We start from the raw sequence: 14,820 nt of genomic DNA on the forward strand, positions 1-14,820 counted from the left end.
TCTTAAGTGAGTGATTTATTATCCCAAGACGAAATCGATGCGCTATTACATGGTGTTGATGATGTTGAAGAGGAAGAGGTAGGCGGCGATGATGAGGGTGATTCAACTGCGCTACAGTATGACTTTTCGTCTCAAGACCGTATTGTTCGCGGTCGGATGCCAACGCTTGAAATTGTGAACGAACGTTTTGCACGCCATATGCGTATCAGTTTATTTAACATGATGCGTCGTACTGCTGAAGTATCGATTAACGGTGTGCAAATGCTGAAGTTTGGGGAGTATATTCACACCTTATTTGTACCAACCAGCTTAAATATGGTGCGCTTTAGACCGTTAAAAGGTACGGGTCTAATCACCATGGAAGCGCGACTTGTATTTATCCTAGTAGATAACTTTTTTGGTGGTGATGGTCGATATCATGCAAAAATAGAAGGGCGAGAGTTTACGCCAACAGAGCGACGCATTGTTCAAATGTTGCTAAAAATTATTTTTGAAGATTACAAAGAAGCTTGGGCACCAGTCATGGATGTGTCGTTCGAGTATCTTGATTCTGAAGTAAACCCTGCAATGGCTAATATTGTAAGCCCAACAGAAGTGGTGGTGATCAGCTCATTTCATATAGAACTTGATGGTGGTGGAGGGGATTTTCACATATCTCTACCTTACTCCATGTTGGAGCCTATCAGAGAGTTATTAGATGCGGGTGTACAATCTGATACAGAAGATACTGACCTACGGTGGAGTAAAGCATTACGCGATGAAATTATGGATGTTGAAGTTGAACTTTCAACCCAATTATTAGAAATTGATTTGACGCTTGCACAAATTATGGATTTGAAGGCGGGTGATGTTATTCCCGTTGAAATGCCTGAACACATTACGGTATTTGTAGAAGAACTACCAACATTTAGGGCAAAAATGGGGCGCTCACGTGATAACGTTGCCTTGCAAATAAGTGAGAAAATTAAACGCCCAGAGTCTGTTAAATCAGAGTTACATGTATTTACAAAGGGTGGCAAAAAACTCGATTCAGATGCAGAATTAGCGGAATTGGAAGAAGATTTACACCTATCAGAAGGTGTGGACTTAGATTGGTAAAGATTGATTATATAAAGGTTTTGATAGTATGAGCGATGATCAAGATACAATGGATGAATGGGCTGCAGCCCTAGCAGAAGCTGAAGAGACTGATGCACCAGATGGTGAGCCTGAAGTTGCTGAGCTTGATGAGCTTAAGGACTCAACCGATAACTTATCTCCAGATGAAAAGCGCAAGTTAGATACAATTTTAGATATACCTGTCACCATATCAATGGAGGTGGGGCGTTCTAAAATCAATATTCGGAATTTGCTGCAACTAAACCAAGGTTCGGTTGTTGAACTTGACAGAGTTGCTGGTGAGCCGTTAGATGTATTGGTTAACGGAACTTTGATCGCACATGGTGAAGTAGTTGTAGTGAATGATAAATTTGGTATTCGTTTAACTGATGTTATTAGCCAAGTTGAACGAATTAAAAAGTTACGATGAATAAAATGACACTATGGTTATTGTTAGCTTTTGCTACACCTGTAGCCGCAAAGTCTGCAGCTTCGGGGTTAAGTACCGAGCTGTTGTCAGTGGGCTTATCGCTGATGTTGGTCGTTTTACTTGTGATAGGGTTAGGCTTTTTGGTTAAAAGGTTTAACCCTAATATTGGTAACACACCAGGTTTTAAAGTTATCCGTAGTTTGCCACTTGGAACAAAAGAGCGGCTGATGGTAATTGAGATAGATAATAAGCAGCATTTATTAGGTGTAACGCCTGGCAGTATTAACTATTTATATCAGCTTGAACAGCCGCTTGAGCAGGCTGATATGCCGGTATTTGCGAAAGAGTTGAGTCGGTTTATTGGCAAGCAAAATAACAAGAATAATTTAAATGATTAGATTTCTCATCGTATTGATAAGTATCGGCTTTTTTCCTTATGCGGGAGCAGAAGGAATTGATGCTCTGAGTATTACGACTAACCCAGATGGGTCTCAAGAATACTCTGTAACTCTACAAGTACTTGCTATTATGACCGCGCTGAGTTTTATTCCAGCGGCAGTTATAATGATGACGTCTTTCACCCGTATTATCGTCGTTTTAGCAATTTTGAGACAAGCTATAGGCCTCCAACAAACACCTTCTAACCAGATTCTTCTGGGTATGTCTTTGTTTTTAACTTTTTTCATTATGGCACCGATATTTAGCCAAATACACGATAAGGCAGTTCAACCTTATCTCAATGAAGAAATGACCTCGCTGCAAGCTTTAAATCAAGCGAAAGAGCCGTTAAAAACATTTATGTTGTCTCAAACACGAATTAAAGATTTAGAAACCTTCGCTAAAATAGCAGGATATGACAGTCTTGATAAGCCAGAAGATACGCCGTTTATAGTTATTATCCCTGCGTTTGTAACGAGTGAGTTGCAAACTGCATTTATTATTGGTTTCATGTTTTTTATACCCTTTCTGATTGTTGACTTAGTCGTAGCCAGTGTTTTAATGGCAATGGGTATGATGATGTTATCGCCGATGATAGTGTCTTTACCATTTAAAATTATGCTGTTTGTATTAGTTGATGGCTGGGGTTTGGTAATGGGTACGTTAGCCCGCAGTTTTGGCTTAGGAACGTGACATGGAACCAGAAGTATTTGTTGATATTCTAAGTGACTCGCTTTTTATAGTGATAAAACTGGTTGCGGCAATCGTTCTACCCGGTTTATTGGTTGGCCTCGTTGTTGCTGTATTTCAAGCAGCGACATCAATTAATGAACAAACTTTAAGCTTTTTACCCAGGTTGATTATTACAATTGTTGCGCTCATCATTGGAGGGCATTGGTTTACACAAGTGTTGATGGACTTTTTTATCGGGATTGTAATGCGGATCCCTGAAATAGCAGGTTAGGAATGGAATTTCCTTTAGCCGTTATTATACAGTGGCTTAGTGACTTGTTGCTTCCCTTAGTTCGCATTAGCTCGATGATCATGATAATGGCTGGCTTAGGTGCTAAAACAGTGCCAGCGCGAATAAAGATGGCGTTGTCAGTGGTTATTACTCTAGCGGTGATGCCTGTACTTCCCCCCTCCCAGTTTGTCGACTTGTTTTCTTTTGGTATGGTATTTGTTGTTATTCAGCAAATGATTATTGGTATAGCAATTGGGTTTGCATCATTATTATTACTAAATACATTTATCATTGCAGGTCAGATTTTAGCAATGCAAACCGGTTTGGGTTTTGCATCTGTGGTAGACCCAGCAAACGGGTTGAGTGTACCTGCAGTAGGGCAGTTTTATCTCATTTTATCGACACTGCTCTTTTTTGTCTTTAATGGTCATTTAATGATGCTGAAAATGATTATTTTTAGTTTTGAAACGCTCCCTATTAATGGGCAGTGGTGGGTGGTTGATAGCTATTGGCTAATTATTAATTGGGGAGGGTGGATGTTTGCAACTGCATTAGCGCTTTCACTTGCTCCTTTAACAGCTATGTTAGTTATCAATATTTCATTTGGCATAATGACTCGGGCAGCGCCTCAAATGAATATTTTTTCAGTAGGGTTTGCGTTTACGTTGATAGCAGGTTTGACAATCATTTGGGCTACGCTCGGTAATTTTGTGGTTCAATACGAATTTCAATGGCTGAAAATGACGGAGTTAATGTGTAACTTAATTGGATGTACGGTGTAAGCAATGGCAGAAGATTCAGGCCAAGAACGTACCGAAGAACCTACCTCAAAGAAAATAGAAGAGGCGCGGAAAAAGGGGCAAATTGCGCGTTCTAAAGAACTTGGCACAACATTTGTTTTGATTTTTTCTGCTATTGCCTTGTTATTGTATGGACCTGCGCTCGGTCAGGGGTTGTATAATATTATGGGCCGCGCCTTAACTCTTAATCGTAATGAAACATATGATACAACTAAAATGTTTTCTGTATGGGATATGGCTTTCGCAGAATTACTATTTCCATTTTCTATGTTTGTACTCATTATTGCTTTAGCTGGTGTTGTGGGTAATACGCTACTTGGTGGGTTTAACTTTAGTTGGCAAGCAGCAGCGCCTAAAGCAAGTAAAATGTCTCCTATGAAAGGCTTAAAGCGTATGCTTGGACCGCAGGCTGCAGTTGAACTAATCAAGTCGATCCTAAAGTTTATATTGGTTGCAGGCGCTGCAATTTTTCTTATTAACACTTTTTTTTATGAAATACTGCACCTTAGTATTGAGGCAGTACCAGGCAGTATTATCCATTCATTAGAGATACTTGCATGGATGTTTCTAGGACTAAGTTGTACTTTGATTATAATTTCGGCAATTGATGCGCCTTATCAAAGTTATAATCACCATAAACAGCTAAAAATGACACTGCAAGAGGTGAAAGATGAATATAAAAACTCTGAAGGTGATCCGCAAATTAAGGCTCGTATCAGGCGAACACAGCGAGAAATGTCACAACGAAGAATGATGCAAGATGTACCTGATGCTGATGTGGTGGTGACTAACCCGACACATTATTCTGTCGCGCTTAAATATGATACCGATAAAGCAGGTGCGCCGATGGTCATAGCCAAAGGTGTTGATGAACTGGCCATGCAAATTCGTAAGGTTGCCATCGGTAATGAGGTACCAATTGTTGAATCACCATTACTAACACGTTCTTTGTATCATACTACTGAAGTAGGTGAGCAAATACCTGATCAGCTCTTTACTGCAGTGGCACAAGTTTTAGCATATGTTTTTCAGCTTAAACGTTTTAACAAGGGGCGAGGCCGTAAGCCAACCTCATTAAATAAAGACTTGTCTATTCCCGATCACCTAAAACATTAATAACGATAATTGGCTCATTACTTGCTTTAGTAGCTTAGTGTCAATATTTTGCAGTTGTTAAGTTATGGAATTTAAAGCAGTTTTATCTCAGCTCAATAAAGATAAAAAAGAATACGCTAAAGGTGTAGGTACGCCTTTACTGGTGCTTGCGGCTCTCGGTATGGTTATTTTGCCATTACCCCCATTTTTGCTGGATATTCTGTTTTCGTTCAATATTGCATTATCTCTTGTGGTCTTACTAGTTACTGTTTATACCATGAAACCATTAGAGTTTGGTATGTTTCCGGCTGTGTTGTTAATTGCGACGATTATGCGCTTGGCTTTGAATGTTGCAAGTACACGTGTTGTACTTTTAGAAGGGCACAATGGTGGAGATGCAGCGGGCAAAGTGATTGAAGCGTTTGGCTCAGTAGTTATTGGTGGAAATTATGCTGTTGGTCTTGTTGTATTTTTAATTCTGATCATTATAAATTTTGTTGTAATCACTAAAGGTGCAGGACGTATTTCTGAGGTGTCAGCGCGTTTTACCTTGGATGCTATGCCAGGTAAGCAAATGGCGATTGATGCAGATTTAAACGCCGGGTTTATAAGTGCAGAAGACGCTCGAGCTAGGCGTGAAGAGGTAACTCGAGAAGCTGACTTTTATGGTTCTATGGATGGTGCTAGTAAGTTTGTAAAAGGTGATGCAATAGCGGGTATCGTAATATTGGCAATTAATATTATCGGTGGTTTGTTTGTTGGAATGATCCAGCATGACCTGACTTTTGGTAGGGCAATGGAAGTATATACGTTGCTAACGATCGGTGATGGATTAGTTGCCCAATTACCATCACTTTTATTATCAATTGGTACCGCAATTGTGGTGACTCGACAAAATGAGTCTCATAATATGGGTGATCAGTTTAAGTCTCAGCTTGGTAACGAAAAGTCTCTGTTTATCGCTTCAGGCATCTTAACCGTAATGGGGCTTGTTCCTGGTATGCCGCATGTTGCATTTTTAAGCTTGGGCGCTTTATTAGGTTATCTTGCTTATTACACCCATAAGCAAAAGAGTGAGGCGGCTGAAAACAATGCTGGGCAAGAAGCGAGTGGTACTGATATTGCCAACAAGCAAGAACAAAAAGAGTTGGGGTGGGATGATGTTCAACCTGTAGATGTTATTGGTTTAGAAGTTGGCTACCGTCTTATTCCACTCGTTGACCAATCGCAAGGTGGTGAACTATTAAGTCGCATAAAGGGCGTACGTAAAAAGCTATCTCAAGAGCTTGGTTTTTTGGTACCGCCAGTACATATTCGTGACAACTTAGAGCTTGACCCAAACGCGTATAACATCACATTAATGGGTGTTGGATCTGGCGAAGGTGAATTAAAACATGGTGACGAGCTAGCGATTAATCCAGGGCAGGTATTTGGTCCTATCAAGGGTGTGGAGACAAAAGACCCTGCATTTGGTCTAGATGCGGTTTGGATTAAACCCGAGCAAAAAGACGAAGCGCATTCTTTAGGTTATACAGTCGTTGACGCGGCGACAGTAGTTGCGACACATATTAGTCAGTTGCTAACCAACAATGCTTCGTTATTGCTAGGGCATGAGGAAGTGCAAAACTTATTGGACATGTTGGCTAAGAGTCATCCTCGACTCGTAGAAGGGTTAGTACCTGATGTACTTCCTCTCACTACCATTGTAAAAGTTCTACAAAATTTACTTAATGAAGGCGTTGCAATTCGTGACATGCGCTCAATTGTTCAGACCCTTGTCGAATACGGACCACGCAGCCAAGACCCTGATGTATTAACGGCTGCAGTAAGAATTTCACTGCGTAGATTAATAGTTCAAGATGCGGTTGGTAATGCTGATGAAATCCCTGTCATAACATTGGCGCCTGAGTTGGAACAGATGTTGCATCAGTCACTTCAGAACGCAGGTGATGAAGGGGCCGGTATCGAACCAGGCCTTGCGGAACGGCTTCAGAACTCATTGAGAGAAGCCCATCAAACGCAAGAGATGCTAGGTGATCCGTCCATTTTATTAACCTCAGGTATGTTAAGAAGCGTGCTTTCAAGATTTGTTAAACATACGATCCCAGGCCTTCGCGTGATGTCATATCAAGAAGTGCCAGATGAAAGACAAATAAAGATTGTGAGCTCGGTTGGACAGTAATAGGATTTAAGGGGTTGTAACATGAAAATCAAACGTTTTTTTGCCAAAGATATGCGCACTGCACTCAAAGAAGTGAAAGAAGAGCTAGGTGTAGATGCTGTTATTATGTCAAATAAAAAGTTGGCTGATGGCGTGGAAATTGTTGCTGCAATAGACAATGATCGCGCACCAGTAGCTCCTACACATGAAGAGCCGATGGAGCAACAGCCTCAAACTCGTTCAGCTTCGCCTCGTTTTGTTCGCCCTGAATCTCTGCGCGCGCGCCCTGAACCTCAGGCCCCTGTTGCAGACAGCCTTGAGGCACTATTGGAACGTCAAGCCCCGCGTCCTCGCTCTGCACAATTAGCTTCTATGTTTTCGCAATCAGGCATAGATACAGATCAAGTTTTTAAGGCTCGTCAACAAGCTCCTCAAGATAACCGCGCTCAAGAGCCTGCACCACAAAGCCTCAAAAGCCATACTAATCCGTCTCAACATGTTGCTAATGAAAGAATGCAAGCGGCTGCAGACTGGCAGTTTGAAGACGAGTTAGAGTCTGGGTTTGGGGATGATATGAATCATAGTAGTCCTGAAAATAATGAAATGACTTCCATGCGCGAAGAAATGAATGCTATTCGTCAACTTTTAGAGCATCAAGTCTCTGGCTTGATGCAACAAGATATGGCGCGCAGAGACCCGACTCGAGCCTGTTTAATTGATAGACTACAGGGCATGGGAATTGATGCCGAGGTAGCACAGCAGATGGCATGCTTCATTCCCGATGATGTATCACGAAAAGAAGCATGGAATGCACTTTTAAACATGGTTGTAAACCAAATGCATACCACTAATAATGACATTCTTCGTCAAGGTGGGGTCTATGCATTTGTGGGCCCTACAGGTGTTGGCAAAACAACGACCGTTGCTAAATTAGCTGCGCTGGGCGCACAAAAATATGGTGCTGATAAAGTTGCGCTTATCACCACCGATACATACCGTATAGGTGCCTATGAGCAGTTATCTACTTACGGACGCATTATTGGCTGCCCGGTAAAACAAGTCAAAGATGCCAATGAACTTGCAGAAGTTTTATATCACTTACGCAATAAGCGACTAATATTAATAGATACAGCTGGTATGAGCCAAAGAGATTTGCGTTTAACCGAGCAATTAAATACTTTAATGCGTAGCACCCGGGTTGATATTCGTAGCTATTTAGTATTAAGTGCAACATCACAGATGCATGTATTGCAAGAAACAGTTCGTCACTTTCAAAAAGTGAATCTAAGTGGCTGTATCTTTACTAAACTTGATGAATGTCTGAGTTTGGGTGAGATTATTAGCATAGCGATTCAAAATCGCTTGCCAATAGGGTATCTTACTAATGGACAGCGAGTTCCTGAGGATATTCGTGTTGCGAATGCTCAAAAGCTAGTCAAAAAAGCGGAGCAATTGTATTTAAAGAGAATAAAAGCACAACATTCGAGACCTGCAGCAGTAGCGTCTCAGACAGTAGGAATGTATGATTAACACAGTATTAGATCAAGCAAGTGGCCTGCGTAAAATGAGTCAAAATAATAATCACGGTGTTAAAGTTATCGCGGTAACAGGTGGTAAAGGGGGGGTTGGTAAAACAAATGTCTCCTTAAATACTGCAATCGCACTGGGTCAGCAAGGAAATCGTGTCTTAGTATTGGACGCTGATTTGGGTTTGGCAAACTGTGATGTCATGTTAGGTCTTAGAGTTGAGAAAAATTTATCACATGTGCTTTCTGGTGAGTGTGAACTAGATGAAATATTAGTCGAAGGACCTGCGGGAATTAAAATTGTGCCTGCTACGTCAGGGTCGCAAAGCATGGTGGAGCTGACCCCGGCAGAGCATGCAGGTCTTATTCGTGCATTCAGTGAGTTAAATACTGAATTTGATATACTTATCGTAGATACTGCAGCTGGCATTTCAGATATGGTGCTGAGCTTCTCTCGTGCAGCACAAGATGTGATGGTAGTCGTGTGTGATGAACCGACATCAATAACGGACGCTTATGCACTAATTAAAGTATTAAGCCGTGAGCATGGTGTTTATAAATTTAAAATTGTTGCTAATATGGTGCGAAGTTTACGAGAAGGGCAAGAATTATTTGCTAAACTCTCAAAAGTAACGGATAGGTTTTTGGATGTAGCTTTGGAGCTTGTGGCAACAGTACCGTTCGATGAAAATATGCGTAAATCATCAAGACGGCAAAAGACGATTGTTGAGTTGTTTCCCAACTCACCTGCAGCGGTCGCATTTAGAGGTCTTGCGAGTAAGGCAGTAAAGTGGCCAATACCGCATCAGCCATCGGGGCATTTAGAGTTTTTTATTGAACAACTAGTCAATGGTTAACTATGGCATCATCGGTGAGTAAAGCGATGGGGTATCAGACATCTGAACATTTACATAAAGTGGTGGAACGTCATGCATCACTGGTCAAAAAAGTTGCGTGTCATATGCTGGCGCGACTACCTGCGAATATTCAATTAGATGATTTGATACAATCTGGCATGATAGGGCTAATTGAAGCAACTAAAAATTTTGATGCATCAAAAGGAGCGAGTTTTGAAACGTTTGCAGGTATTCGCATTCGAGGTGCAATGTTAGATGAGATCCGCCGGGGTGATTGGGCTCCTCGTTCAGTTCACCGTAAAAGTAGAATGGTTGCAGAAGCCATCTCAGAACTTGAGTCTGCCCTCAATCGAGAGCCAAAAGATACGGAAATAGCTGAAAAACTTGATATTACGCTGGATGAGTACCATCATATCTTAAGTGATGTTAATAGCAGTAAAGTCATAGGTATTGAGGACTTAGGTGTAGATGAAGATGTTATTTCACCTGCAGACAACGATTTATCGCTAGACAAACCATTTAATAACGTTAAAAATGAACGTTTTAACGAGTCGTTAGTGGCAGCGATAAATGCTTTGCCAGAAAGAGACGCCCTAGTGTTGTCGCTTTATTACAACGATGAAATGAATTTAAAAGAAATCGGGCAAATACTAGATGTAAGTGAATCTCGTGTTAGCCAAATTCATGGGCAGGCAATGATAAGGTTAAGAGCCAAAATCAATGACTGGGTCAATTAGAGTAAAAATAATAGGTTCAAACCTCACTGGAGGATGTTTTGGATAAAAACATGAAGATTCTCGTGGTTGATGATTTTTCTACAATGAGGAGAATAATCAAAAACCTGCTTAGAGATTTAGGCTTTACCAATGTACAAGAAGCTGATGATGGCAGTACTGCGCTTCCAATGCTACAAAATCAAGAGTTTGATTTTGTTGTAACAGATTGGAATATGCCTGGCATGCAAGGAATTGATTTGCTCCGTGCAATTAGAGCAGATGATAACCTTAAGCATATCCCAGTGTTAATGGTGACTGCGGAAGCGAAAAAAGAACAAATTGTGGCAGCTGCGCAAGCTGGGGTTAACGGTTACATTGTTAAACCATTTACTGCAGGAACACTAAAAACTAAGTTAGAAAAAGTGTTTGAGCGTTTAGGCTAAGAATTAAGAAGGAGAGGCTAATGTCAACGCCTTCTGTGCCTCAGATCAGCCTTGAACAGGCAAAACAGCTTGTTGCTTATCTAGAGCAAGGTGAACAAGAAAAAGCAGATCAATTAATTCTAGATGCTGCCAATAAAGAGCAATCTGAGTTATTTGCAGAGGTGGGTAAATTAACCCGCCAACTGCATGAGTCACTAAAGAGCTTTGAACTCGACACGCGTCTTGCTGATTTGACGACTGATGCCCTTCCTGATGCAAAGCAACGTTTAAACTACGTGATGGAACTGACGGAAAATGCTGCTAATAAAACTATGGATGCTGTTGAAGCAAGCTTACCGCTTGCACAGCAGTTAGCAGATGATTTGTCTGATATAAAACCGACTTGGGATCGCCTAATGAGGCGTGATATACAACTTGGTGAGTTCAAGTCGCTATGTCATGATTTAGATAAGTTTATGCAAGGGTCACAAACGCGTACCGATGAACTGCAAAGTTTGATGACTAATGTGCTAATGGCTCAAGATTATCAAGATTTAACAGGACAAGTTATACGCAGAGTTATTGAGCTGGTAAGAGAAGTTGAAGATAGTCTAATAAATCTGTTAACCGTTTTTGGCACTTCTGATGAACTACCGAGTAAAAGTCAGCAAGCTCAAAGTAATGCCGTTTTACCAAATGAGGTTGATGCTGACATAAACGAGATTTCAGGGCCGGAAGGGCCCATTATTGATGCAGATACTCGAGATGATGTGGTATCAGGTCAAGATGAAGTTGATGATTTGCTATCAAGTTTAGGCTTCTAATAGGAGAGTATGCATGAGCTTTGAAGTCGATGAAGATATCCTACAAGACTTTCTCGTCGAAGCTGGAGAGATCCTTGAATTGTTGTCTGAGCAGCTTGTAGAGTTAGAAAATAACCCTGAAGACAAAGACCTTTTAAATGCAATTTTTAGAGGGTTTCATACAGTTAAAGGTGGCGCTGGCTTTTTAAGCATGACCGAGTTGGTAGATGCATGTCACGGTGCAGAAAATGTGTTTGATGTGTTGCGTCAAGGGCAGAGAAAAGTGACTTCAGAGCTAATGGACGTTATTCTCCAATCGCTTGACACAATCAATGAAATGTTCGCACATATTCAAAACCGCGAAAAACCGGAGCCTGCAGACCCAGCTCTTCTAGAGACTCTACACCAACTTAGTAAACCTCAATCAGAAGATGAAGTTATTGCTGCACAAGTGCCTGATGAGGATTCACCACATCCCCCTGAGGAAGTAGTCAGTGCAGACGATATATTGTTTGATATGGATGCACAAGGTCCGGAAGCTGCGTCAGGCGAAGATGATAGTATTGATGAAATCACTGAAGATGAGTTTGAAAGCTTACTTGATGAACTGCATGGCAGTGGTAATGGACCCGCGGTTGTAGAAGAGAATAAAGCACCAAACGCGAGTGGTACGCAAAGCGGGGGGGATATTACGGATGATGAGTTCGATAATTTGCTTGATGAATTACATGGTGTAGGGAGTTTTGGCTCAATCAGTAAAGATGAAAACACTGCGCCTACAACACCAGTACAAAAGCCTGCGGCTGGTCAACCATCAAATAGTATGGATGATGATGAAATTAATGATGATGAGTTTGAAGCATTATTAGATGAATTGCACGGAAAGGGAAGTGCACCTAGTTCAATTGAAGCAAGTGCACCAGCACCAGTTGAACAGCCTAAAACAGTGCCAAAGCCAGTAGCAGCGCCAAAGCCAGTAGCAGCGCCAAAGCCAGTGACACCAGCGAAGCCACCTACTCCAGCACCAGCTACAAAAGCGCCTGCACCTGAAACAAAAGCCCCTGTTGCTGCTAAGAAGCCACCAGCTCCTCAAGCAGAGACAACAGTTCGAGTAGATACTAAACGTCTAGACCAAATTATGAATATGGTTGGCGAGTTGGTTTTGGTTCGAAATAGACTAGTGAGCTTGGCTAACAACACCAATAGTGAAGCTATGGGTAAGGCAATCTCTAATCTTGATGTGGTTACTGCAGACTTGCAAGGTGCAGTAATGAAAACCCGCATGCAGCCGATTAAGAAAGTATTTGGTCGTTTCCCACGTGTAGTAAGAGATTTAGCCCGTAGCTTGAAAAAAGATATCAACCTTGTCTTAGAAGGTGAAGAAACCGATTTAGATAAGAACTTAGTTGAGGCTTTAGCTGATCCTTTAGTCCACTTGGTAAGAAACTCCGTAGATCACGGTATTGAAATGCCAGATGTACGAGAAGCCGCAAATAAAGTTCGCACTGGTACTGTGACTTTGGCGGCCTCACAAGAAGGTGACCATATCTTACTTACCATTCGTGATGATGGTGCTGGTATGGATCCTGAGAAGCTTAAAAAAATAGCAATCAATAAAGGCGTTATTGACTCTGATCAAGCGAGTCGATTATCAGATACTGAAGCATACAACTTAATATTCGCACCAGGCTTCTCTACTAAAGAGGAAATTTCTGATATTTCAGGGCGTGGCGTGGGTATGGATGTGGTGAAAACAAAAATCACCCAGCTCAATGGTTCTATCAACATCCAGTCAGAACTTGGTGTTGGTACTGTATTAGAAATAAAAGTTCCACTAACACTGGCTATTTTACCTACACTAATGGTAGTGGTTGGTCAGCAAACATTTGCTTTGCCTTTAGCAGGGGTGAGCGAAATTTTCCACTTAGATTTAACCAAAACCAATATTGTTGATGGACAACTCACGATTATTGTTCGTGAAAAAGCCATTCCTCTGTTCTACTTAGAGCACTGGTTGGTTAAAGGAGCAGATAGAAGTACTCGCAAAGCAGAAGGCCATGTAGTTATCGTTCAAATCGGTACTAAGCAGGTAGGCTTTGTGGTTGATTCCTTAATTGGTCAAGAAGAAGTGGTTATCAAACCTCTTGATGCGCTATTGCAAGGGACTCCAGGCATGGCCGGTGCAACTATAACATCAGATGGTGGTATTGCACTTATCTTAGATGTGCCAAACATGCTTAAGCATTATGCAGGCAAATAGCAGCCTCTGATTTTAGCCAGTTAGACACAGTGGTGCCTTGGGCACCACTTTTTCGATCTAAATTTTAAATGAGCGTGCCAATGGCAGTTAAAGTTTTAGTAGTTGATGATTCAAGTTTTTTTAGACGTCGAGTTAGTGAAATACTTGAATTAGATAGTGATATCAAGGTGATAGACTTTGCAGTGAACGGCAAAGAAGCCGTTGAGAAGGCTGCTCAATTAAAGCCTGACGTTATCACTATGGACGTAGAAATGCCGGTATTGGATGGCATTAGTGCTGTAAAACAAATAATGGCTTCAAATCCTACGCCAATCTTAATGTTTTCGTCTTTAACCAGAGAAGGGGCTGGCGCTACTTTAGATGCCCTTGATGCTGGTGCATTAGATTTCCTACCTAAAAAGTTTGAAGATATTGCGCGCAATAGCGATGATGCCATTAAATCTTTGCAAACTAAGGTAAAAGAAATTGGTCGCCGTAGACTACCTCGGTTTGCAGCAAGTACTGCAACTCGACAATCTTCTAGGCCAACTACTGCTCGCCCAAATTCTAGTATTAGTCAGCCAGATAGGACCTTTCAGCGCGCAGGCAATGCAAATATATCAAGTGGTACTGCTAAGGCATCGGGAAAGAAATACCAACTGGTTGCTATTGGCACCTCCACAGGTGGCCCTGTGGCACTACAGACTATTTTAACGCAGCTGCCTGCAAACTTCCCTTACCCAATTTTGTTAATACAGCATATGCCAGCGGCGTTTACTCCTGCTTTTGCTACTAGATTGAATAGTCTATGTAAAATAAGAGTTAAAGAAGCTCAACAAGGGGATAGGCTTGAACCTGGGGTTGCGTATTTGGCACCAGGTGGTCAGCAAATGATGGTTGAGTCTCGTGGTTCACTTAAGGTATTTGAAGATGATAGCCCTCGAATTACTTATAAGCCAAGTGTTGATATTACGTTTGCAAGTGCAGCCAAAGCATATCAAGGTGATGTTTTAGCCGTTGTTCTGACTGGGATGGGGGCTGATGGTAGAGATGGTGCGCGTATGCTTAAGCAAGCAGGTGCTACTATTTGGGCGCAGGACGAAAAAACCTGTGTTGTCTACGGAATGCCACAAGCTATCGCAAACGCAGGGCTAGCAAGTGAACACGTTGCACTACCAGATGTAGCAAATCGAATTAGCAAAGAAGTCGGGTGTTAACGGATAACACCGTGCAGTAGATGTACGATAATAATAACAATAAACTTGTATCGT

15 protein-coding genes are annotated in these 14,820 nt (G+C 41.6%); all 15 read left to right on the forward strand.

Features of this window, described 5'->3' with window-relative positions:
• Positions 1 to 6 precede the first annotated feature (6 nt).
• The 15 genes from fliM (at position 7) to OCI93_RS09610 (ending at position 14,766) form a co-directional block, all read left to right on the forward strand.
• Positions 7 to 1,098, forward strand: a complete 1,092-nt coding sequence (gene fliM, locus OCI93_RS09540; protein ID WP_261592205.1) for a flagellar motor switch protein FliM — start codon at positions 7 to 9, stop codon at positions 1,096 to 1,098.
• 28 nt (positions 1,099 to 1,126) lie between these two features.
• Positions 1,127 to 1,528, forward strand: coding sequence for a flagellar motor switch protein FliN (gene fliN / locus OCI93_RS09545; protein WP_261592206.1), 402 nt, complete (start codon positions 1,127 to 1,129; stop codon positions 1,526 to 1,528).
• A 5-nt stretch (positions 1,529 to 1,533) separates the two neighbouring features.
• On the forward strand, positions 1,534 to 1,926 hold the full coding sequence (gene fliO / locus OCI93_RS09550; protein WP_261592207.1) for a flagellar biosynthetic protein FliO: 393 nt from the start codon (positions 1,534 to 1,536) through the stop codon (positions 1,924 to 1,926).
• Positions 1,919 to 2,659, forward strand: coding sequence for a flagellar type III secretion system pore protein FliP (gene fliP, locus OCI93_RS09555; RefSeq protein WP_261626286.1), 741 nt, complete (start codon positions 1,919 to 1,921; stop codon positions 2,657 to 2,659). The genes fliO and fliP overlap by 8 nt, the downstream gene beginning before the upstream one ends.
• A 1-nt stretch (position 2,660) precedes the next feature.
• On the forward strand, positions 2,661 to 2,930 hold the full coding sequence (gene fliQ / locus OCI93_RS09560) for a flagellar biosynthesis protein FliQ (RefSeq protein ID WP_261592209.1): 270 nt from the start codon (positions 2,661 to 2,663) through the stop codon (positions 2,928 to 2,930).
• Positions 2,931 to 2,932: 2 nt separating this feature from the next.
• On the forward strand, positions 2,933 to 3,712 hold the full coding sequence (fliR, locus tag OCI93_RS09565; RefSeq protein ID WP_261592210.1) for a flagellar biosynthetic protein FliR: 780 nt from the start codon (positions 2,933 to 2,935) through the stop codon (positions 3,710 to 3,712).
• A 3-nt stretch (positions 3,713 to 3,715) separates the two neighbouring features.
• Positions 3,716 to 4,846: a flagellar biosynthesis protein FlhB gene (gene flhB / locus OCI93_RS09570; protein WP_261592211.1), complete on the forward strand. Its 1,131-nt coding sequence runs from the start codon at positions 3,716 to 3,718 to the stop codon at positions 4,844 to 4,846.
• Positions 4,847 to 4,910: 64 nt separating this feature from the next.
• On the forward strand, positions 4,911 to 7,007 hold the full coding sequence (gene flhA / locus OCI93_RS09575) for a flagellar biosynthesis protein FlhA (protein ID WP_261592212.1): 2,097 nt from the start codon (positions 4,911 to 4,913) through the stop codon (positions 7,005 to 7,007).
• Positions 7,008 to 7,028: 21 nt separating this feature from the next.
• Positions 7,029 to 8,516 carry a flagellar biosynthesis protein FlhF gene (gene flhF / locus OCI93_RS09580; protein WP_261592213.1) on the forward strand — a complete coding sequence of 496 codons (1,488 nt, stop codon included), beginning with the start codon at positions 7,029 to 7,031 and terminating at the stop codon, positions 8,514 to 8,516.
• Positions 8,509 to 9,369 (forward strand): MinD/ParA family ATP-binding protein, encoded by an 861-nt coding sequence (locus OCI93_RS09585; protein ID WP_261592214.1) that lies wholly within the window; start codon positions 8,509 to 8,511, stop codon positions 9,367 to 9,369. Before flhF ends, OCI93_RS09585 begins: the two co-directional genes overlap by 8 nt.
• Positions 9,370 to 9,395: 26 nt before the next feature.
• Entirely contained in the window at positions 9,396 to 10,106 is a 711-nt protein-coding gene (locus tag OCI93_RS09590) for an RNA polymerase sigma factor FliA (RefSeq protein WP_410007626.1), read from the forward strand.
• A 38-nt stretch (positions 10,107 to 10,144) separates the two neighbouring features.
• Positions 10,145 to 10,528 carry a chemotaxis response regulator CheY gene (cheY, locus tag OCI93_RS09595; RefSeq protein WP_171625892.1) on the forward strand — a complete coding sequence of 128 codons (384 nt, stop codon included), beginning with the start codon at positions 10,145 to 10,147 and terminating at the stop codon, positions 10,526 to 10,528.
• A gap of 20 nt (positions 10,529 to 10,548) precedes the next feature.
• Positions 10,549 to 11,331 carry a protein phosphatase CheZ gene (locus tag OCI93_RS09600; protein WP_261592216.1) on the forward strand — a complete coding sequence of 261 codons (783 nt, stop codon included), beginning with the start codon at positions 10,549 to 10,551 and terminating at the stop codon, positions 11,329 to 11,331.
• A 13-nt stretch (positions 11,332 to 11,344) separates the two neighbouring features.
• Positions 11,345 to 13,570, forward strand: coding sequence for a chemotaxis protein CheA (locus OCI93_RS09605; RefSeq protein WP_261626287.1), 2,226 nt, complete (start codon positions 11,345 to 11,347; stop codon positions 13,568 to 13,570).
• An 80-nt stretch (positions 13,571 to 13,650) separates the two neighbouring features.
• Positions 13,651 to 14,766 (forward strand): protein-glutamate methylesterase/protein-glutamine glutaminase, encoded by a 1,116-nt coding sequence (locus OCI93_RS09610; protein WP_261592218.1) that lies wholly within the window; start codon positions 13,651 to 13,653, stop codon positions 14,764 to 14,766.
• The last annotated feature ends 54 nt before the right edge of the window (positions 14,767 to 14,820 follow it).

Source organism: Pseudoalteromonas holothuriae (genome assembly GCF_945859825.1).
Lineage (GTDB): Bacteria > Pseudomonadota > Gammaproteobacteria > Enterobacterales > Alteromonadaceae > Pseudoalteromonas > Pseudoalteromonas holothuriae.